Origin of the sequence: Nocardia sp. NPDC050412, assembly GCF_044458825.1 — a bacterium.
Classification (GTDB): domain Bacteria; phylum Actinomycetota; class Actinomycetes; order Mycobacteriales; family Mycobacteriaceae; genus Nocardia.
Window position 1 is genome coordinate 421,169 of the sequence record NZ_JBITIJ010000002.1, and the last position, 19,463, is coordinate 440,631.

Annotated in this window: 16 protein-coding genes and 1 pseudogene; 6 read left to right on the forward strand and 11 right to left on the reverse strand. The window is 65.7% G+C overall.

Annotated features, from left to right (window positions below):
• Positions 1-5: 5 nt before the first annotated feature.
• Positions 6-1,676 (reverse strand): fatty acyl-AMP ligase, encoded by a 1,671-nt coding sequence (locus ACIBI6_RS06000; RefSeq protein WP_364343268.1) that lies wholly within the window; start codon positions 1,674-1,676, stop codon positions 6-8.
• A gap of 141 nt (positions 1,677-1,817) precedes the next feature.
• On the opposite strand from ACIBI6_RS06000, the gene ACIBI6_RS06005 reads away from it, so the two are divergent.
• Together ACIBI6_RS06005 and ACIBI6_RS06010 are read left to right on the forward strand one after the other, a co-directional pair.
• Positions 1,818-2,093: a sugar transferase gene (locus tag ACIBI6_RS06005; protein ID WP_396955463.1), complete on the forward strand. Its 276-nt coding sequence runs from the start codon at positions 1,818-1,820 to the stop codon at positions 2,091-2,093.
• A 3-nt stretch (positions 2,094-2,096) separates the two neighbouring features.
• Positions 2,097-2,237: a hypothetical protein gene (locus ACIBI6_RS06010; RefSeq protein ID WP_396955464.1), complete on the forward strand. Its 141-nt coding sequence runs from the start codon at positions 2,097-2,099 to the stop codon at positions 2,235-2,237.
• A 3-nt stretch (positions 2,238-2,240) separates the two neighbouring features.
• Here ACIBI6_RS06010 and ACIBI6_RS06015 read toward each other — a convergent pair whose 3' ends face one another.
• Both ACIBI6_RS06015 and ACIBI6_RS06020 read right to left on the reverse strand, forming a co-directional pair.
• Complete coding sequence (locus ACIBI6_RS06015; protein ID WP_364343265.1) at positions 2,241-2,903, reverse strand: biliverdin-producing heme oxygenase; 663 nt, start codon at positions 2,901-2,903, stop codon at positions 2,241-2,243.
• Between the two features lie 92 nt (positions 2,904-2,995).
• Entirely contained in the window at positions 2,996-4,540 is a 1,545-nt protein-coding gene (locus tag ACIBI6_RS06020) for a threonine/serine exporter family protein (RefSeq protein WP_364343262.1), read from the reverse strand.
• Between the two features lie 147 nt (positions 4,541-4,687).
• Here ACIBI6_RS06020 and ACIBI6_RS06025 point away from each other — a divergent pair, with 147 nt between their 5' ends.
• A complete protein-coding gene (locus ACIBI6_RS06025; RefSeq protein WP_364343260.1) occupies positions 4,688-5,542 on the forward strand; it encodes a TIGR03619 family F420-dependent LLM class oxidoreductase in 855 nt (284 codons plus the stop codon).
• 27 nt (positions 5,543-5,569) lie between these two features.
• Here ACIBI6_RS06025 and ACIBI6_RS06030 read toward each other — a convergent pair whose 3' ends face one another.
• The 3 genes from ACIBI6_RS06030 to ACIBI6_RS06040 form a co-directional block, all read right to left on the reverse strand.
• Complete coding sequence (locus ACIBI6_RS06030; protein ID WP_396955465.1) at positions 5,570-7,492, reverse strand: VWA domain-containing protein; 1,923 nt, start codon at positions 7,490-7,492, stop codon at positions 5,570-5,572.
• Positions 7,493-7,604: 112 nt separating this feature from the next.
• Positions 7,605-9,341: an ABC transporter ATP-binding protein gene (locus tag ACIBI6_RS06035; RefSeq protein ID WP_396955466.1), complete on the reverse strand. Its 1,737-nt coding sequence runs from the start codon at positions 9,339-9,341 to the stop codon at positions 7,605-7,607.
• Positions 9,338-11,263 (reverse strand): ABC transporter ATP-binding protein, encoded by a 1,926-nt coding sequence (locus tag ACIBI6_RS06040; protein ID WP_396955467.1) that lies wholly within the window; start codon positions 11,261-11,263, stop codon positions 9,338-9,340. The genes ACIBI6_RS06035 and ACIBI6_RS06040 overlap by 4 nt, the downstream gene beginning before the upstream one ends.
• Positions 11,264-11,340: 77 nt before the next feature.
• On the opposite strand from ACIBI6_RS06040, the gene ACIBI6_RS06045 reads away from it, so the two are divergent.
• Positions 11,341-12,111, forward strand: coding sequence for an AraC family transcriptional regulator (locus tag ACIBI6_RS06045; RefSeq protein WP_364343248.1), 771 nt, complete (start codon positions 11,341-11,343; stop codon positions 12,109-12,111).
• A gap of 112 nt (positions 12,112-12,223) precedes the next feature.
• Here the strand turns inward: ACIBI6_RS06045 and ACIBI6_RS06050 are convergent, their stop codons facing one another.
• From ACIBI6_RS06050 to ACIBI6_RS06060, 3 genes are read right to left on the reverse strand one after another with little or no spacing between them, the layout of a single operon-like run.
• Entirely contained in the window at positions 12,224-13,861 is a 1,638-nt protein-coding gene (locus ACIBI6_RS06050; protein WP_396955468.1) for an ABC transporter permease, read from the reverse strand.
• On the reverse strand, positions 13,858-14,790 hold the full coding sequence (locus ACIBI6_RS06055; RefSeq protein WP_396955469.1) for an ATP-binding cassette domain-containing protein: 933 nt from the start codon (positions 14,788-14,790) through the stop codon (positions 13,858-13,860). The genes ACIBI6_RS06050 and ACIBI6_RS06055 overlap by 4 nt, the downstream gene beginning before the upstream one ends.
• Complete coding sequence (locus tag ACIBI6_RS06060; RefSeq protein ID WP_364343239.1) at positions 14,790-15,425, reverse strand: TetR family transcriptional regulator; 636 nt, start codon at positions 15,423-15,425, stop codon at positions 14,790-14,792. The genes ACIBI6_RS06055 and ACIBI6_RS06060 overlap by 1 nt, the downstream gene beginning before the upstream one ends.
• Before the next feature lie 230 nt (positions 15,426-15,655).
• On the opposite strand from ACIBI6_RS06060, the gene ACIBI6_RS06065 reads away from it, so the two are divergent.
• Positions 15,656-17,614: an acyl-CoA dehydrogenase gene (locus ACIBI6_RS06065; protein WP_364343236.1), complete on the forward strand. Its 1,959-nt coding sequence runs from the start codon at positions 15,656-15,658 to the stop codon at positions 17,612-17,614.
• Here the strand turns inward: ACIBI6_RS06065 and ACIBI6_RS06070 are convergent.
• Positions 17,611-18,249 carry a phosphatase PAP2 family protein gene (locus tag ACIBI6_RS06070; RefSeq protein WP_364343233.1) on the reverse strand — a complete coding sequence of 213 codons (639 nt, stop codon included), beginning with the start codon at positions 18,247-18,249 and terminating at the stop codon, positions 17,611-17,613. The genes ACIBI6_RS06065 and ACIBI6_RS06070 overlap by 4 nt on opposite strands.
• A 91-nt stretch (positions 18,250-18,340) precedes the next feature.
• Between ACIBI6_RS06070 and ACIBI6_RS06075 the strand changes: the two are divergent.
• Positions 18,341-18,499: pseudogene (locus ACIBI6_RS06075) on the forward strand (helix-turn-helix transcriptional regulator); the annotation flags it as partial.
• Positions 18,500-18,553: 54 nt separating this feature from the next.
• Here ACIBI6_RS06075 and ACIBI6_RS06080 read toward each other — a convergent pair.
• Complete coding sequence (locus ACIBI6_RS06080) at positions 18,554-19,456, reverse strand: nuclease-related domain-containing protein (RefSeq protein WP_364343230.1); 903 nt, start codon at positions 19,454-19,456, stop codon at positions 18,554-18,556.
• Between the last annotated feature and the right edge of the window lie 7 nt (positions 19,457-19,463).

The following is a 19,463-nucleotide window of genomic DNA, read 5'->3' on the forward strand; positions in this document are numbered from 1 at the left end:
GTCGGTCAGACGGTCAGTGATCGGCTCAGTGCCGGTTCGAGATCTTCGTGCAGGACACCCTCGACGCGATCGTCCAGGAACGCCGCCCGCATCGAGCTGCGTTGGACCTTGCCGCTGGTGGTGTGATGCACCGAACGGGTTTCTACGAGAACGACATTCGGCGCGGGCACATCGAATCCTCGGGCGACCGCGATTTTGATCGCCGAGGTCAGCTCGGTGAGTGTGGCCTCGCCGAGCAGTGCCTTCTTGATGCCATGCAGCACGACCAGTCGTTCCCGGCCACCCGCGTCGACGGATACGGCGACGCCGACGCTGCCGGCGAGTGCCGGATGCAGCGCGCCCACCAGTTCCTCGACGTCCTGGGGATACAGGTTGCGGCCGTTGATGATCAGGAGATCCTTGAGGCGGCCCGCGACGAACAGCTCCTCGTCGTGCAGCAGACCGAGATCCCCGGTGCGCAGGAACGGGCCCTCGGTACCGATGTGCGCGTCGAAGGTCTCGCGGGTCTCCTCGGGGCAGTTCCAATAGCCAGCGGCAACACTGTCGCCGCGAATCCAGATCTCGCCGACAGTGTTGTCCGGCACCTGTTTACGCGTGTGCGGGTCGACAATGCGGATGTCGAGACCGCGCGCCGCGCGTCCGCAGCTGACGAGCCGGGTATCGCGCCCGGCGTCGAGGTAGACCGGTGCCGCGTCGATCCGTCCGTAGCTGGCGAGCAGCGTCACCTCCGCCAGGCCGTAGGCCGGCAGGAATGCAGTGGGCTGCAATCCTGCGACCGAGAACCGCTCGTTTACCGCCGCCACGGTCCGTTCGCGAACCGGCTCGGCGCCGCACAACGCGGACCGCAGACCGCTGAGATCGAGATCGGCCAGCTGCTCGTCGGTTACTCGGCGCACGATCAGGTCGTATGCGAAGTTCGGCGCGCCGGTGTAGGTTGCTCGATACTTGCTGATGGCCTGCAGCCAGCGCACCGGACGCTTGAGGAATGTCATCGGCGACATGAACACCAGATTCCCGCCGGAGTACACCGCCCCGAGCAGAAAGCCGATCAGGCCCATGTCGTGGAAGTGCGGGATCCAGGCGACACCGGTCGCGGTATCGTCCAGCCCGCCCCCGGCGGCGATGGCCGCCTCGTTGTGCATGAGATTGCCGTGCGTCACGACGACACCCTTCGGGGTGCCAGTCGATCCCGAGGTGTATTGCAGGAATGCGATCGTCCGGGAGTCGATATCGGGCATCTGCCAGGCGTCGGGGTCGCCGAGCGGGCCGTCGGTGGCGACGACGACCGCAGTTGTGGTCGCCGCGACCAGTGGCTGGAACTGGGTGGTCGTGAGCACCAACCGGGCGCCGGAATCCGCGATTATGCCCGCTAGCCGGTCGGCGCTGCGCTCGTAGTTCGGCAGCGGCGCGGGAACGGCCACGACACCGGCATACAGGCAGCCGAGAAATGCCCGCAGAAACGCCATACCGTCCTGGTAGAGGAGAACAACGGGCTGCGTCGACTCCGGACGATCGGCCAACCAACCGGCCACGGCTCTGGCGTCGCGATCGAGTTCGCGATAGCTGACAATCTCCTCGACGAGCTCGCGACCGGCCTCACGCAGGTATGTGTAGGACCTCGTATCCCCGTATTCGCATACTTGCTGCCGGACGTGGTGGACGTAACTCGGCTGCATAGTGCGTATTCCTCCGGGGGATGGACGTCATCGGGACTACATATGACTGTCGTCGCTCCGCCCCGCCGAAAGTAGGAACCTCAGGGATCGCCCAGCAAACCCGAGGGTGAGCGATTCTCACCCCAGGATGCCCACGCAGCAGTGGAGCGCCCGGCGCCCCGCTGGCACTGTCGCGGCGCTCATCGAGGCGACCGGCGGCAATCCGGTGTTCTTCAAGATGAAGGACGCTCCGCCGATCACCCGATCGGCAAGACCAATCGCAAGTTCAGCCGCGACGAGCTACCCCAGTTCCCCAACGTGCTGCGCGGTGAGATGGGCATGGTCGGCCCGCGTCCGGAGGTACTGCGCGAGGTCGACACCTACGACAGCAATATGCGGCGCAGGCTGCAGGTGAACCCAGGCATCACCGGTCTGTGACAGGTGATCGGACGCTCGGATCTGTCGTTCGAGGATGCGGTGCGTCCTGAGCTGTCCTCTGTCGAGAACTGGTCGATGATCGTGTATCTGCCGTTGATCGCCAAGACGATTGGTGCGGCGGTCGCGCGCGGAGAGGCGTACTGAGACTCAGCCGGGGCGCCGTGCCGGGAATTCGGCGGCGAGTTCGGCGAATACGGCGGTATTCAGTGCGAAGGCCCGCTGTCCCTCGTCGAGTACGCGGCGGCGTTCGAGATCGTCGAGCGGCAATTGGTCGAGCAGGCCGCGGTATTCGCGTTTGAAGGCCGCCGGATTGCCGAGGGCGTCGAAGACGTAGAACCGCACACCGTCGCCGCGATGCGGGAGGTTCCACAACTTCTCGGCGGTGCCACGGATGACCTGGCCGCCCGAGAGGTCGCCGATATATCGGGTGTAGTGGTGCGCGATATATCCGGCGGGCCACTCGCGGGCGCATTCGTCGATGCGCGCGGCGTAGGCGGCGGTGGCGGGCAGCGCTTCGAGGGCAGCACGCCAGTCGGGTCCGATGAGGTGGGCGAGGTCGCGTTCCAACTCCGCGGTCCTGGCCAGTTCCGGACGGATGAACGGACCCGCGATCGGATCGTCGGCCAGGGCGTCCCAGCGGTCTTCCAAGGCGCGGTAGATGAACCAGAGTTGGGCGGTGTAGCGGTGATAGGAGTCGATGCCGAGTTCGCCGCCGAGCATGTCACTGATGAACGAGGAGTTCTCCGCCGCTTCGTGCTGCTGTGCAGTGGCGGTGCGGATCGCCGTGGAGAACGGGACCGTATCCGACATATCCGAACCACCTCACCGATGCCGACGTTGGCTTTGGGCACCCTAACCATTCCGTATAACCATACCGGCCGCCCCTGCCGGCTACCGGTGCATCATGATCGACGGCCGGATTCGCGACGATGCGGATGGCGCGGAAGTCGGCGCCGGTGCACGATGACCGGTCGGCGGATCGAGCCGAATCGGCTCAGGATGCGCGGACGGCGCACGGTGCGGTCGAACCACTCGCCGAGGGTGACGCCCGCGGCCAGCGCACACCCGACGCCGACCGCGGCGAGAACCTGATTGCCTCCGATCAACAGCTCGTCGTTGAGCAGGGCAAACAGCCCGCGATACACCTTCAGACCCGGGAGCAGTGGCGTGATGCCCGCGAGCGCGACGACCAGCGGTGGAGTCAGCGCCCGCCGTGCCATCAGACCACCGGCCAGACCGACCAGCGTCGCGGCGACCGCGGAGGAGATCACCGGACCGAAGCCCAGATGCTGTACGAGCAGGAAACAGATCGTGCCCGCCGCACCACCGAAGGCGGCCGCGGCGAGTGCGCGGCGTTCGGCGTAGCAGGCGAGTGCGAACGCCAGCGCGGCCACCGCACCAGCCGCGATCTTGATCGGCAGATCGGTGATATCGCGGCTGGAGGTCAGATAGACCGGTGGGATCGTGGCGCCGAGCATATCGCCGATCCGCAGTGCCATCGCGATGCCCGCGATAATGCCGCCGGTCATCATCATGACCTCGAGCATGCGGGCGGTCGCGGTGATCGGCGCGCCGGTTATCGCGTCCTGCACCGCACCGACCAGCTGCAAACCACTGAGCAGCACGGTGATTCCGGCGGCGATGACCAGCGTCGGGTCGACATCGATATGCAGGGTTGCCGCCAGGGTGGCCAGCAGCAGCGCCGGTGTCGCCGCGACGGCGCCGCCCACCACATGCTGGAAGAAGAACGGCAGACCGTAGCGATTCAGCACGCGATTGACGCGGTCGATGGCCAGGGTGGTGCCGAAGCTGACCGCGGCGACCAGCCAGCCGCCGCCGAGCAGCGCCGCGATCGATGCGGCCAGCAGCGACCAGCCGAAGGTGGCGACCCAGCGGTGGTACGGATGCGGCGCTGAGGTGATCGCATCCAAACGAGCGCGCGCGTCCACGGGTGGGACGACCTCATTGCGGATGCGGCGGGTGAGCCGGTCGACCGCGGCCAAACGGGTGAAGTCGAGGGATCGGTATTTGACCACCCGCATGCTGCTGGCGGGCGGCAGCAGTGGACCGCGGTCGGCCCAGATCCTGATCGCGTCATAGGTGACGTCGATATCGCAGCGCGCCAGTCCATAGGTGGCGGCGATGAAACGCACCTGGGTCATCGTGTCGTTGACACCCGTACCCGAGGCGAGCACCACCTCGCCCACCCGCACGGCCAGATCGAGCACCTCGGCGACGCGGGCATCGTCGGTGAGATCGATCGGCTGCAGCGGCGTGGGCGCGGCGACGATGTGATCGGCGGTGGCCGGACGGTCGGCGACCAGCAGATCGACCGCCTGTTTGACGACCGGAACGCGGGGCGCTCGCAGGAAGCGCAATCGCGGCCGCCTGGCCGCCTGATCGCCGGGGGCGGTGTCGTCTCCTCCTGGAAATATGTCCGGACCCATGAGCGCGACCGTAGTCAACCGAGGCCCGGGTTCGCATCCGCAGTGGTCCGAGGGACCGCCTCGAGGGCTGGACGGATGTCCGGACGCTTGGTCGAAGCCGCCAAAAGTGATAGAACTTGTTCTAATTTGCAGATGGGAGCGTGCACGGTGCGGTACGGAATTGTGTTGTTCACCAGTGACCGGGGCATTACGCCCGCCGATGCGGCCGCGGCCGCCGAACAAGCCGGATTCGATGCCTTCTACGTGCCCGAACACACCCATATCCCGGTGGTTCGGGCGGCGGCCCATCCGCGCACCGGGGATGCGAGCCTGCCCGACGACCGGTATCTGCGCACGCTGGACCCATGGGTCGCGCTGGCCACCGCGGCGGCGGTCACCAGCCGGATCACGCTGTCCACCGCGGTCGCCCTACCCGCCGAACACCATCCGATCACCCTGGCCAAAACCCTCGCCTCACTGGATCATCTGTCCGGCGGCCGGGTCAGCCTCGGCGTCGGTTTCGGCTGGAATACCGATGAGATGGCGCATCATGGGGTCCCCGCGAATAAGCGCAGGACGGTATTGCGTGAACATCTGGATGCGATGCGCGCATTGTGGTCAGAGGAGGAGGCCAGCTTCGCGGGGCAATTCGTGAATTTCGGGCCGAGCTGGTCCTGGCCCAAGCCGGTGCAGAAACGGATTCCGGTGATTCTCGGCGCGGCCGGGACAGAACAGTCGTTCACCTGGCTGGCCAAGAATGCCGACGGCTGGCTGACCACCCCCACCGAGGAGGGCCTCGGGGAGAAGATCGCACTGCTGCACCGGGTTTGGCGCGAACACGAGCGCGAGGGCAGTCCGGAAGTCATTGCGCTGGCCGGACGTCACGATGCCACACAACTCGCGCGGTGGGCCGAATTGGGTATCACCGAAGCGGTTTTCGGTCTGCCGGATCGCGATGCCGATGACGTACGCGCATACTTGACCCGTCTCGCCGGGAAACTCGGTCTCGAAGCAGCCCGCTGACACCCGATGGTGCCAGCGGGCTTTCGGCTAACCGCGTCGCCTGCGTGTGACGAGCAATCCGATCAGCACACCGGCCACGCCGATGATCACAACGCAGATCACACCGGTCATGATCCAACCGGTCGGCGAATCCGATTCGGACGCCCGCGATTCCGCGACCGCGGGGGCCGCGCCGGGCGTGCGGCTCGTCGGTGTCTTCACACCGGTGGAATTCTCACCGAAAACGCCCTCGCCGATCGTGCTCGCATACTGCGGGCCGTTCTCTTTGGTGTCGGTGACGGTGAGATCCAATTGCACCGATACCGGGCGGTTTTCACCCTGTTCGAAGGTCGAGCCGAGTTTGACGGCGATGTAGTACCAACCGGCCACCGCCTCCCGCCGTGACTCCAGCTGGTCGGCCTTGCGGTTGTTGTACCGAATCGGCACCGTGGCTATCGCCTTATTGGTCGGCAGGACACCCTCGGTGCCGGTATAGGAGGAGAAGTCCGAATCGATCTCCTCGCGGATCGGGCTGTAGAGGGTGGTTCGGATATTGGAGAGGTTGTCGAGTCCGCGAACGCCGTTGGCCCCGAACCGAACTCGATAGGCGAGGCCCTGACCCCAGTCCAATCTGACGCGATAGAACACGAATTCACCCGGCTGCAGCGCATCGGTGTAGCGACCGCTGCCCGGCAGCGTACCTGCCACGGTGAACGATGAGCCGCCGGATACCGGCGTACCCGCACCGCTCGCTTCAACGAAGGTCGTCGGCGGTGCGACCGCGACCGGACCGGCATCGGTCACCGCGGGTTCGATACCGACGATGAGTTCGATCGGAAGTCGTTCCGGCACACCGGCGGATACCTTCTCCCAGGTCAATTGGAAGTAGTAGCGGCCGCCGCCCTTGCATTTATCGGAGCCGCTGTTGCCCTTGCGTTCCTTGGTCGCACCGTCGAAGGCCTTCGCCACGGTGAGCGCGACACCGTCGCTGGATTTGGTGGAGCTCTCGAATTCGAAGACATTGCAGTCCTCGCCATCCGCACCGTAGACCCGCATTTGCAGCACGTTCAGATCGTCGGTCGGGGAAATATCGCGCAGTCGCGGAAAGGACAGGGTGCCACTGAAGTACGTGGTCGCTCCCGCCGGGACATCGACTGCCCAGTAGCGCTTTTCCTGCTGCCCGATGGTGTCCAGATACTGGCCCGGGGCGGCGACCGGCGCGGCGGCGTAGGTCGGCGCGCCGGTGATCGGTATGCCGACGGCCTTGTAATTGCGCAGGGCGGCCGATGATATGCGCGGCAGTGTCCGTTCGAGTGCGGGACCGTCGGCGGCGTCGCTGTAGGTACCACCGGTGGCCTGCGCCATGCAGGTCAGCTGGGCGCGGGCCTTGGCGTCGACGGCGAATCCGATGGTGTGCACGATGAGATCGAGCCCCTGCTTTTTCAATTCGCGAGCGACTTCACAGGGATCGGGTGGGGAGCAGGTGTCGTCTCCGTCGGAGACGAGGACGATCGAGCGCGGTCCCGATTTCGGCAGTGTCTCTGCGGCCTGGCGCAGTGCCGTGCCCATCGGTGTCCAGCCGCTAGCTTTGATCCCGTCGACCGCGCTGGTCAATGCGGTCCGGTCCAGGGTTTCGGGTTTGTGCAGGACCCGGACGTCACGGCAGCCGGATGCCTTCTCCGCCTCGGTATTTCCGGTGCTCGTGCCGTAAACGGTCAGCCCCACTTTGGATTCCGCGGGTGCCGAACCGACGAAGTTTCGCACGGCGGTCTTGGCGGCATCCATCATGGTGCCTGCCGGATCGGGGCGCTGCATGGAACCGGACGCGTCCAGAATGAGCATTGTCGGCGCGTACTGCGGGTTGTCCGGACTCTGCTGTGCCTGCGCGGGCAACGCCGCCACGGCAAGTCCGATCAAACCCGCGGCAGCGCCCGCGGTCAGCCGGGTAAAGCTTCGGGTAATCCTCGACATATGCCTCGTCTGCTTATTTCGCTTTGATAACGGAGCAGACGTTACCCACAGCTGGTAGGTGTTCCCATTGGTGACACGAACACTTGCATACCCGAATGTCTGTATCGGCTGGTCAAGATGTCAGGGAGAGATTCCAGAACTCGGCGTAGCGGCCGGCGCGGTGCAGGAGTTCGTCGTGCGTGCCCTGTTCGACGATCCTGCCGCCGTCCAGGAAGACGATGCGATCGGCGCGTTGGACGGTACGCAGCCGATGCGCGACCAGCACGACCGTCCGCCCCGCCATCAAGCGCTCGATACCTTCGTGGACGGCTGCCTCGTTCACCGGATCCAGTGCCGAGGTCACCTCGTCCAGCAGCACGATGGGCGCATTCTTCAGCAGTGCTCGCGCGATCGAAACCCGCTGGCGTTCACCACCGGAAAGCAGTGCGCCGCCCTCGCCGACATGCGCTGCCCAGCCGCCGGGCAATCGCTCGATCACCTCGTCCAACCGCGCTGCGGTCGCTGCCGCCCGCACTTCGGCGTCCTCGGCGTCGGGACGGCCGAGGCGCACGTTTTCCTCGATGGTGCCGTCGAAGAGATAGACATCTTGGAAGACGATGGCGATCTGGTCCATCAGCACGTCGGTGGCGATCGCGCGTACATCCACGCCACCGACCCGGACTGCGCCCGCGTCCACGTCGTAGAACCGCCCGAGCAATTGCAGCAGGGTGGTTTTTCCCGCGCCCGACGGTCCGACGACGGCAAGCCGTTGGCCCGCTGGTACCGACAGCGACACATCGTCGAACACGGTGCGATCGCCCCGGCGGAAGGTGATGGATTCGAACTCCAGGTCACCACCCACCGGCTGGATCGGGTCGGGAGCTTGCGGTAGCGGTTCGGTGCGCAATACCGTCTCGAGTCGCGTGAGCACCGAACGCGCGCTGCGGAGTTTGCCGCCGATTTCCGATAGCGACAGCAGCGGCTCCGCGCAGCGGGCGGCCAGCACCAGGATCGCCAAAAGCTCTGCCGCGCCGATGGGAGCGGAGGTTGCGGAGCGACCGGGTAGCCCAGCTCCGCCGAGGGCGAGGTAGGCACCCAGGGTGAGTAGGGCGGTGAATGTCGCCTGCACCGTGATCGCCAGGCCCAAGATGCCCGGTAGCGCCGACAGCGTGGTGCGGCGGGATGTGCGCTGGACTTCGTGCAGTGAGTCGTCGAGCAGCCGGAAGCGTTCGGCGGTCCGCCCGCCCGCCCGCAGCACCGGTTGGGCCTGGAGATATTCGATGACGCGTCCGGTGGCGTCGTGGTCGCGTTCGTGGCGCTGCGCATCGTCGGCGGCCATTGAGCGTCCGGTCCAGATCTGGATCGCCGCAATGATCGGGGCGGCCAGCAATGCGGCCGACCCCAGTTGCCAGTTGAAGGCGAACATCACGGCGACGATTGTCAGAGGAGTCACCGCGGCGGAGATGAACGGGGCCAGCAGATGCGCGATCACGCTCATCGCCTGCAGCACACCGCGGCTGGCCAGGACGGACACCTCCCCGACACGGCCCGGGCCGTACCAGCCCAGCGGCAATCGGGCCAGATGGTCGCCGAGCCGGTGATACATACCGCGCAACAGGGTGGTCCCGACCCGGAAGCCGGACAGATCGCTGCGATAGCGCAGCGCCGCGTAGACCGCGACGGCGGCCGCGAATGCGATCAGCCAGGGCAGGGCGGCTGTGGGTGTGCTCCCGAACAGTTCCCGCAGTACGGGAACCAGCAGTGCGTAGGACAAACCCTCGGCTATCGCGGTCGTCGTCATAAGGACCAAGGTGCGACGCACTGGCTTGGCATACTCGGGTCCCAGCACGCGCAGTAGCATTCGAATCATCGCTCGTCTCCTTGTGGGGCGCCGTAATTACCCGCCCCGCCGGTTGGCATCCCCCAAGGGGTTTCGGTGTCGATTGCCGATCGTTGTGATTGCCAGAACGCCGCGAACTTTCCACCCTGTGCGAGGAGTTCGGTGGGCCTGCCATGCTCGACGATGGACCCGTACTCCAGCATCACCACGGTGTCGGCGTCGGCGATCGTCTCCATGCGATGGGCGATGACCAGAATGGTCCGATCGCCCTGCAACGTCGCCAAGGCCTGACGCACCGCCTGTTCGGTCTGCGGGTCGGCGAAAGCGGTCGCTTCGTCGAGTACCAGCACGGGTGTGTCGGCGAGCAGTGCACGCGCGATCGAAATCCGCTGTGCCTCACCGCCGGACAATCCCGCCTGCGCATCGATCACGGTGTCGTATCCGCGCGGCAGCTCGAGAATTCGATCGTGGATATTCGCCAGCCGGGCGGCGCGCATCACGTCATCGAGGTCGGCATGCGGAACCGCGAGCGCGATATTGTCCGCGACCGACGCACGCAACAGTCGAACATCCTGGAAGACGAAGGAGACCATCCGATAGAGCTCCCGACTGCCGATTTCGCGAAGATCGACACCGCCGAGGGTGACCGAACCGTGCGTCGGATCGAAGAACCCCGGCAAAAGCTGAACCAGCGTGGACTTTCCGCTGCCCGACGGCCCGACGATCGCGGTGACCGTCCCGGGCGCCAGCACCAGGTCGATCCCGCGCAGTACCTCGTGCTCGTCGTCGTAACCGAATCGAACCTCGCGCAGTTCCACCCGATGCCCCTGTGGTGCGACCGGGTGCGCGGGCTCCGGAAGTGACTGCACCGCAAGCACTTCCTGGATTCGTCCGAGCGCACGCCGGGCGGCCTGCACATCGTCGAAGCCGTGGCCGAGGGCCGCCACCGGAGCGGTCAGGCCGAGTCCGAGCAGCAGGAACGGCAGCAGATCGGCCGGGGCCATGCCGCCGTTGGTGATCAGAACCGCACCGCCGATCAGCACGACCAGCAGCACGAAAGGTGGTGACAGCGCCAGCTGCATGCCCGCGGCGATCACGGAGACACCGTGCACCCACCGGTAGAAGGCGGCGACGAAATCGTCTGCGGCCGTGCGGAATTTACTGTGCGCGCGCCCGGATCCGCCGAACGCCTTGACCACCGAGATGCCCTGTACGAATTCGACGACGGAATTCGAAATCCGTCCCATGGCCGCATCGAACTCTTCCTGCTCGCGCTGCCGCGTCGGGGTCATCATCAGCGGGACCAGCGCCACCGCCAACACCACCGGTATCAGCGTGATCAGGGTGAGCCGCCAGTCGATGGTGAACAAATAGATCAGTGACGCCAGTGGCACCACGAAGGCGGCGATGAGCTCGCCCGGGGCGTGGGCGATGAACGGGTGCACGGCACTGACGTCCTCACCCACCACCTTTGCCAATTCGCCGGTCCGGCGCCGGGAGAACCAGCCGATAGGTACGTGCCCCAACCGTGCCGCCAATTGCCTGCGGAACGACAGCTGCACCCGGCCATCGACAATATGCCCGATTCCCGATGATGCGGCCGTGAACAACAGCCGGATCAACAACCCGACCGCACCCGCTATCACGACGATCCAGACGTGACCGTGATCGATCGGTAAGGGCGACAAAAAAATTCGACCCAATTCGACAACAGCCAGCAAAGGCGCCAGACCCGCGACAGCACCGATCGCCTGAAAGATGACAAGAGCGCCGAAACTCCCCAGATAAGGACGCAGCAACCCGGCCACGCTGTGGCCCGCCACGGCATCGGCATCAGGTGATGGTGGGGACTGCTCTCTCGTCTCGGCAACGTCGATGGTGGTCATTGCTGTCCCGTCTTCGACGAACTGTTCACCGACCGCTGCTCCAGCAAGGGGAACTTTGCCTCGCATGATGTGCCCTCCGGGCTGTTCGTGATGCTCTTCATCGGCCGCTGTGTTCCGAACGACGCAGCGATACCCTGGCAGCTGTGACGGTGGGTGCGCTTTCGGAAATATGCGGTCCGGCAATATCGCCGATGGTGTGGCTGCGGCCGGGGCATGTCGGGTACATCGGGCCAGAGCTGGGCGTAGACCCGCATTCGGTCTCGGTAGCGGTGCTCAGCGTGGGCCTGCATGGGCCGTTCATCCTCGAGACAGCCGCACACGGGGACGTACGCACCGGTAGTTCGTTCGCCCCCGCCCACTCGGTGCACCGCGTCCTCGCACCGGGAGAGTGGATCCTGCTGCTGTTCGTCGATCCCGCCGGCGCGCCGGCAACCGCCATCGCGGACGAGATGACGGTGACCACCGGGCCTTACGGTCTCGGCCACCGACGGGAACAGGAGCTCGTCGAGCTGTGCCGTGGCGATGACGTGGATCCGGACCAGATCTTCGCTCGGGCCAGTGCAGGTCGGGCGCCGATTGCCGATCCGCGGATCGAGCGGGTCGCCACCGCGATCCGCCGGGATCCGAATCGCACCTTCCGTGCCGATGCGGTCGCCGCGAACCTGGGCCTGTCCACCCCCCATTTTCTCCGCTTGTTCGCCCAGCGCAGCGGCACCACATTTCGCGGCTACCAGCGGTGGGCCCGGGTCATCCACGCACTGCGAGACGCCGCGGACGGCCGCGATCTCACCCGATGCGCCACAGATGCCGGTTTCGCCACCCCGTCGCACTTCAGCGAAACTTTCCACCGCATGTTCGGGCTGTCCGCCACCGCGCTGCTACGTTCCGGTATCCGCTTCGACCTCGGAACCTAGCCTGCGCCTCCGATTCTGGCCAGACACCGCGTGGCGGTTCCTCGACGACTCCGAACGCGCAACAGCGCCCCGCAACGAGCGGTGAACTCGTTGCGGGGCACTGGTCCGAATCTCAGCGCAGATCGCGGCGGCGGAAGCCCGCGATCCCGACCCCGAGCAGCACGACCACGATCCCGAGCAGCCACAGGATCGGCGTGGCCTCGAAGGATGAGCCGGGCAGCTTCGGCGGGTGGGTGAAGGGAACCAGATCGCGCGTCCACTGGGGGAGCCCGTCGAGCGCGCCGACGACGAAGATGATGATCATCGTGCTCAGCACGCCCCAGGCAACCGGCGTATAGCGGGGCGCGAGACCGTAGACCGCCACAGTGATGGCGGTGAGCACCCACACCGCAGGCAGTTGCACTGCCGCCGCGCCGAGGCAGTCGCCCACCTTGCCCGCCAGATCGCCATCCGAGATGCCATAGATGACTCCGACCGCCGCACCCGCGAGGAACAGCAACACCACCGGTCCGAGCAGCGCGATGCCGATGTGGCTCATCGCGTAGCGTTCACGGCTCACCGAACCGGCCAGCGTGGCCTCGGCGCGCTGGCTGGATTCCTCCTCGTGCAGCCGCAGCACGGCCGAGATCGAGTAGGCCGACGCCGCGATGGCCAGCATGCTGAGGGCGAACGTGATGAACGAATTCTGCAGCATATCGGTGCCGCCCATCCGGTTGATCACGTCGCGGACCTGCTTACTGTTGTCGAGCATATCGCCGACGCTGTTGATGGCGCCGCCCATCAGCGATCCGTAGAGCAGGAAACCGACGGACCAGGCCAGCAGCGAGCCCCGCTGCAGCCGCCAAGCCAGTCCGGATGGACCGGAGAGCGTGGGCGCCGCTACCGGCGCGCCGGGTCGCTCGGCGAGCAGACCCGAGCCCGTATCACGTTGCCGCAGAAGCATATACGCGGCGACGGTGGTAACAATGGCGACGGTGAGCAGCGGAATCAACACCCACCAGCGCTCATTCGCATACGGCCGCAGATTGATACACCAGCCGAGCGGCGAAAACCACGACAGCACACCGTTTCCGGCGTCGCCGACCGCGCGCAGCGCGAAGGCCGTGCCGAGTGCCCCGAACGCCACCCCGCGCGCGACCCGTGCGCCCACGCTCACCTGCGCCGCGATCGCGGCGACCCCGGCCCAGACCAGACCGGAACAGCCGAGAGTTGCACCGTAGGCCAGCGAACCGGCGGCGGGTAGGTCACTGCCGGAGAGCGCGAGGGCACTCAGGATGGCGACGATCAGACAGCCGGTCGCCGTCATGATCATGGCGGCGGTCAACCCGGCATAGCGGCCGATGCTGGTGGCGCCGACCAATTCCGCGCGACCGGTCTCCTCCTCGACCCGGGTGTGCCGGATGACGGTGAGGATTGTCGCGATCGCGATCATCGCGTAGAACGGCCCGGCCTTCCACAGTCCGACCGAGCCGAGATCGGTGCTGAAGACCGGCCCGTACATGGCAACGAGCGCCGGGCTTTCCATGACCGACTTCGCGGCATGATCGAGGTCGGCCTGCGTGGTGTAGACGGCCTTGGCGCTGCCGACATAGGCGGCGGGCAGCAGTCCGAAAGCAAGTACCCACAGCGGCAACACAATTCGGTCGCGGCGCAGCAACAGTCGCAGTAATTGCCCGGTACCGGCGAAGTCGGCCGATCCGCGCACGGCGGGTGTGGCGTAATGCCTGCCGCCCGCGGTTGCGGTTGTCATGATCCCACCTTCTCCATGGTCGCCCTGGCCTGCTCGGATGTCGCGCCGTCGACGTGGTAGTGCCGCATGAACAGTTCCTCCAGCGTCGGCGGCGCACTGGTGAGGCTGCGCACTCCGACATCGCCGAGGATCCGGATCAACTCGCCGAGATGTTCGCCGTCCACCTGGCAGCGCAGCGTCGAACCATCGCGTTCGATGTCCTCGACACCCGTCATTCGGCTGAGATCGCCTGGGTCGCCGAGCAATTCGGCGGTAATGGAGGTACGCGAAAGGTGCCGCATATCCGACAGCGATCCGCTCTCGACGGTACGTCCGGCTCGGATAATGGTCACCCGGTCACACAGCACCTCCACCTCGGACAGGATGTGACTCGACAGCAGAACCGTGGTGCCGCGCTGATTGGCCTCCTCGACGCATTCGCGAAAAACCTGTTCCATCAACGGATCCAGACCTGAGGTCGGTTCGTCGAGCAGTAGCAGGCGCACATCGGAGGCGAGCGCGGAGATCAATGCGACCTTCTGCCGGTTGCCCTTGGAATAGGTGCGCGCCTTCTTGCGCGGATCCAGATCGAATCGCTCGATCAATTCGGCACGGCGCTGCGCATTGATTTCCCCGCGCATTCTGGCCAGTAGGTCGATGGTTTCCCCGCCGGATAACGACGGCCATAGTGTGACGTCCCCTGGTACATAAGCGATTTCACGGTGCAGCTCGACCGCATCGGTCCACGGATCGCGCCCGAGCAGGTGGACTTCGCCGGAGCTGGCCCGCAGGATGCCGAGCAGGATGCGGATGGTGGTCGACTTACCCGCGCCGTTCGGGCCGAGGAAGCCATGGATTTCGCCCTCGCGGACCGCGAGATCCAGCCCGTTCAGGGCGGCGAAGTGGCCGAAGTTCTTGTGCAGATCGCGAACTTCGATGATGTCGGACATCAGGTCTCCTTGGTAAGGGTGTCCAAAATCGTTGGGTCGGTTAGGAATCCCTGGGTGTAGAGCTCCGCGGCGGGCAGCACGAACTCCTCGGTCAAGGAGCGAACGAGCTTGCGGTAGTCGAGCTTTTCGCCGCGGTTTTGCAGCAGGGTGAAGTACAGGACGGTCGCGCCGACATTGAGTGTCGTCAGATATCTGGCCCGCGCGGCCGGGTCACGGCTCGGTTTGATGGTGCCCGCCTCGACGCCTGCCTGGATGTACTCCTCGGCATCGGAGATCATGTGCTCGAGCAGTGACTCGGCCAACGGCCCGCCCGCCTGCAGGCTGCGCACCATGTAGGCGACCAGCGGGCCGTATGTCTCGATCTCGGACATGGCCGCGAGCATGCTTTTCGCGACGTTCGTCTCGGTGGCGGTCTTCCACTTCTGGTCCCGGATCAACTCCAGCACCCGCTCGTCGCAGGCGGCCCGCAGGCCGTCCTTGGAGCCGAAGTGATGGTTGACCAGTCCGGGGGATACACCGGCCGCTGCGGCGATCGCGCGCACTCCGACCTGGAATCCGTTGTCACCGAACACCTCGATCGCGATGTCGCGAATGCGGGCTGCGGTGCTGAGATCCGAATTCGGGGCCGGCGTCACGCGGCGCCTCCTAGTTCGGCGGGTCCTTGCGATACGGCTCTCTGGTTGAACACATGTTTAGTATATTAAACACGCGTTCAATGGTAAAGCAAGAACTTTACGAAGATGTCGTGTCATGCTGTTTCTGCGGACTGAATCCGCTGGTCAAACCTCCGGCAGCGGTCGATGTCCGGAGCATCCGCTCGGTTCGAACGGCCCGCCGGATGCCCGCGAAACGCTACTGTCGGGGTATGCCTGACACCGAGAACGTCTCGACATCGGACCACCTCCGCGACGCACTCGACGGCCCATGGCGCGCGGTACGCGCCGAGGCCAGGGTGCAACTGGCCGGAGATCAGTTCACCGGCGATCCGTCTCTGGACTACCGCGCGGCACGGGCACGGGTGCTCGAGCAGATGCGGGCGATCGCATCGATGGGCTACGCGGAGCGTGGTTTCCGACGCGAGAACGGGGGCACGGGGGAACCGGGGGAGGCAGTGGTCGCACTGGAGATGTTGGCGTACGCCGACCTGTCGCTGTGGGTGAAATCGGGTGTGCAGTGGGGGTTGTTCGGCGGCGCCGTGGAAAACCTGGGGACCGAACGGCATCGCGATGTGGTCAAGCGGCTGATATCACTGGATCTGCTCGGTTGTTTCGCGATGACCGAATCCGGACACGGCAGCGATGTCGCGAATCTCGAGACGACCGCCACCTACGATCCGCAGACCCAGGAGTTCGTCGTCCATTCGCCGACACCGTCGGCGCGCAAGGACTACATCGGCGGTGCGGCCGAACATGCCAGGATGGCAGCGGTTTTCGCGCAGTTGATCACCGAGGGGAAGAGTCAGGGCGTGCACTGCTTCCTGGTGCCGATCCGGGATGAAAGCGGCGCCGATCTGCCGGGAGTGACCACCTACGACGACGGCCTCAAGGGCGGTCTGCTCGGTGTCGACAACGGACGGATCACCTTCGATCAGGTCCGCATTCCCCGGGAGAACCTGCTCAACCGGTATGCCGATGTCGCACCGGACGGCACCTACCGCTCCGATATCGAGAATCCGAGCCGCCGATTCTTCACCACCCTGGGCACTTTGGTGCGCGGGCGGGTCAGCGTCGGAGGTGCCGCCGCGGCCGGTGCCCGGGTCGCGTTGAGCATTGCCACGCGATATGCGCTGAAGCGTCGCCAATTCTCGGATCCGGACAGTGGCCAGGAGACCCTGCTGCTGGACTACCGCAGTCATCAGCGACGGCTACTGCCCTTGATCGCCCGGTCGTACGCACTCGCGTTCGCACAGAACGACCTGGTCCGTCGCATGCATCTGGTGCAGACCGGTCAGGACCTCGATCCGGGTGCGCAGCGCGCCCTGGAGAAACGGGCCGCGGGACTCAAGGTCGCACAAACCCGATTCGCCACCCGCGCCATCCAGGAATGTCGCGAAGCCTGCGGCGGCGCAGGCTATCTCACCGAGAACCGCCTCGTCACGCTCAAGGGCGATACCGACGTGTTCACCACCTTCGAGGGCGACAATGTCGTGCTCACGCAATTGGTGGCCAAGGAAGTGCTCACCGCCTACTCCGATGAGATCCGCGATCTGGACGCGCTGGGCTGGGTGCGCTTCGCCGCCACCATGGCCGGTGATGTGGTGCGCAAGCGCTCCGGTGTGCGCCAACTTATTCAGACGCTGCGCGACCGCAGTGATGACACGGTCGACGACGGCGACCTGTCCCGCCGCTCGGTGCAGCTGCAGCTGTTCGCCGATCGCGAGGACTATCTGGTGCGCACCGCCGGACATCGGCTGCAGGCCCGCGCGAAGGACACCGCACCGTTCGAGGCGTTCAACAATGCGCAGGACCATATCCTCGCCGCGGGCGCCGCGCATATCGACCGGCTGGTCCTCGAGGCGTTCATCGAAGGCATTGCCGGGATTGCGGATCCGGCGGCTCGCGAGCTCGCCGAGACCGTCTGCGATCTGTACGTCTACTCGATGCTCGAGGAGAACCAGGCGTGGTTCATCATGCACCGGTTCATGTCGGTCGAGCGTGCGAAGGCGGTGCGTCGCGGTGTCAATGAACTGGTCGACCGGCTGCGACCGGATGCGCTGACACTGGTCGAGGGCCTGGGGGTGCCGGAGAACATGCTGCGTGCGGCGCTGCTGGATGATGCGAGCGTGTTCGATCGGGTCGGCAGTCATACGACGGTGTCGATCTAGGAGTCGACGCGCAACCGCTGCGTGAGAAATCGTCCGGTGAGCTTCCAGCACACGACGACCAGCGCGATCGCTACCGCCGTACCGCCGAGAATGTCGGTCGGCAGATGATAGCCGAGGCCGATCATGCCGACCGCGGCACAGACCAGTGCGACGGTGGCGATCAAGCTGGTGACGACACGCGCCCGCATCGAGTCGGTCAGCACGACGAACGCGGCGGCGATCGCGACCAGATGCACGGTATGTCCGCTCGGATACGCGAGATAATCGTGCAGCGGTCGATCCCACAGCGGTTTGAGCACCCAGCTGTTGAGCCCGACCACGACCTCGGGAATCACCACCATCGCCACGGCCCGCCGCCACTGCCGCCGAAAGCCGAACCAGGCGGCGCCCGCGAGCAATAGCGGGATCAGGATGTAGCCGTTGCTCGGGATCACCAGCACTTCATAGCCACCGGAATGGTCGTCCATCGCCGAGTGGATCGGCCGGGCGAGTGCGCGATCCAGATCGGTGGCCGCGCCGTCGCGGGGAAAGGTCAGCGGCAGCGCGACCGCGACGCCGAGGCCGACGAGCACCACGCACAGCACGACGAGGTTCGCCCGGACCCGGCCGAGCCACCCCTCCCATTTGACGATCACCGCTCGACGATAGGGCACTCGCGAACAGACCCCGTCGGTCGCTGGCGCACGGTCGGATGCCGGATCGGATCAGCAGCCCGTCGAATCGCCGCTGGACGCACTCACCAACCGACAGCGCGAAACCGCGGTACTGGTCGCGACCGGCATGACGAACCGAATGATCGCGACCCAGCTGCAGATCTCGGAATGGACCGTGGTCGATCACGTCCGGCAGGTGATGCAAAAACTGCACTGTCGGTCGCGATTACACCTCGCACTCGTGGTCGAGCGCGGCCCCACAGTCCGGAGCAGTCGACCCCCGTCGTCACCCCGGCCCGTAAGTCAATATCGCGATGACCACAAACCAGATCACCCAGGCGAAGGCGATCAGCATGCCCACTGCCAGGGTGATCCGCATGAACGCCCGCCCGAGATCCATATCGCCCGCCTGCCGCGGATACAGCTTCCACGGGCTGTACCAGGGCGATTCGATGACCAGCCCCGATGCGTTGGCATCCCTTTCGGCCTGCGCCAACTCCTCGGCATATGCCTCCGCCTGCGCCTGGTTCGGGCCACCGTGCCACAGCGTGATATCGATCGGGCCGAGGAAGCCCTCGTTGATCAGCTCCTGCGGGGCGGGCAGATAGGGCAGGATGCCCAGGCTGCGGAATGCCACCGCGACATCGTTGGCCGTCCACAGGTGGATATTCTTCTCGGAATCGGCCAGCGTCTCGAAATAGTGCCGCAGCCGTTCCGGATCGCTGCCGAGGATCACATCGAAACTCGGATCGCTCCACTCCTGTTTGATCGATAGTTCGGCCCCGCGCAGCGGCACGATCAGTGCGACACCATGCACCGCGCGCTGGCCGAGACCGCGCGCGGCCAGCCAATTCTGCAGTGCGAGTGTATGTTCGCGCGATTTGTCCAGCGGCGTGCGCCGATCGCGGCCCTCCACGGCGACCGGTTCGCCGGAAATCGTCCACGGCCCGCTGAGCGGTACCTCCAGTACGCCGTCCTGGCGCGCGACCAGCGCCTCGGCCTCGATCACCACGCAACTGGTCGGGGTCCAGACCACGGCGTCGAACTGATGCAGCCGATCATTATGGAACAGACTGCAATTCACCGTGGCGACACCGTGTGGGCTGGCCGGATCCTTCCAAGTGCGCAGCCAGTCGATCAGCGCCCGCTCGGCATTGGTGCCTGCCGGGTTCTGTACTCGCACGAGCATTCGCGAC

What these genes read in the sequence shown, in the direction of transcription:
- ACIBI6_RS06040 (WP_396955467.1), bottom strand. Translation starts at nt 11,263, where the DNA reads ATGCGAGGCAAAGTTCCCCTTGCTGGAGCAGCGGTCGGTGAACAGTTC.
- ACIBI6_RS06080 (WP_364343230.1), bottom strand. Translation starts at nt 19,456, where the DNA reads ATGCTCGTGCGAGTACAGAACCCGGCAGGCACCAATGCCGAGCGGGCG.
- ACIBI6_RS06020 (WP_364343262.1), bottom strand. Translation starts at nt 4,540, where the DNA reads ATGGGTCCGGACATATTTCCAGGAGGAGACGACACCGCCCCCGGCGAT.
- ACIBI6_RS06055 (WP_396955469.1), bottom strand. Translation starts at nt 14,790, where the DNA reads ATGTCCGACATCATCGAAGTTCGCGATCTGCACAAGAACTTCGGCCAC.
- ACIBI6_RS06050 (WP_396955468.1), bottom strand. Translation starts at nt 13,861, where the DNA reads ATGACAACCGCAACCGCGGGCGGCAGGCATTACGCCACACCCGCCGTG.
- ACIBI6_RS06065 (WP_364343236.1), top strand. Translation starts at nt 15,656, where the DNA reads ATGCCTGACACCGAGAACGTCTCGACATCGGACCACCTCCGCGACGCA.
- ACIBI6_RS06030 (WP_396955465.1), bottom strand. Translation starts at nt 7,492, where the DNA reads ATGTCGAGGATTACCCGAAGCTTTACCCGGCTGACCGCGGGCGCTGCC.
- ACIBI6_RS06000 (WP_364343268.1), bottom strand. Translation starts at nt 1,676, where the DNA reads ATGCAGCCGAGTTACGTCCACCACGTCCGGCAGCAAGTATGCGAATAC.
- ACIBI6_RS06015 (WP_364343265.1), bottom strand. Translation starts at nt 2,903, where the DNA reads ATGTCGGATACGGTCCCGTTCTCCACGGCGATCCGCACCGCCACTGCA.
- ACIBI6_RS06035 (WP_396955466.1), bottom strand. Translation starts at nt 9,341, where the DNA reads ATGATTCGAATGCTACTGCGCGTGCTGGGACCCGAGTATGCCAAGCCA.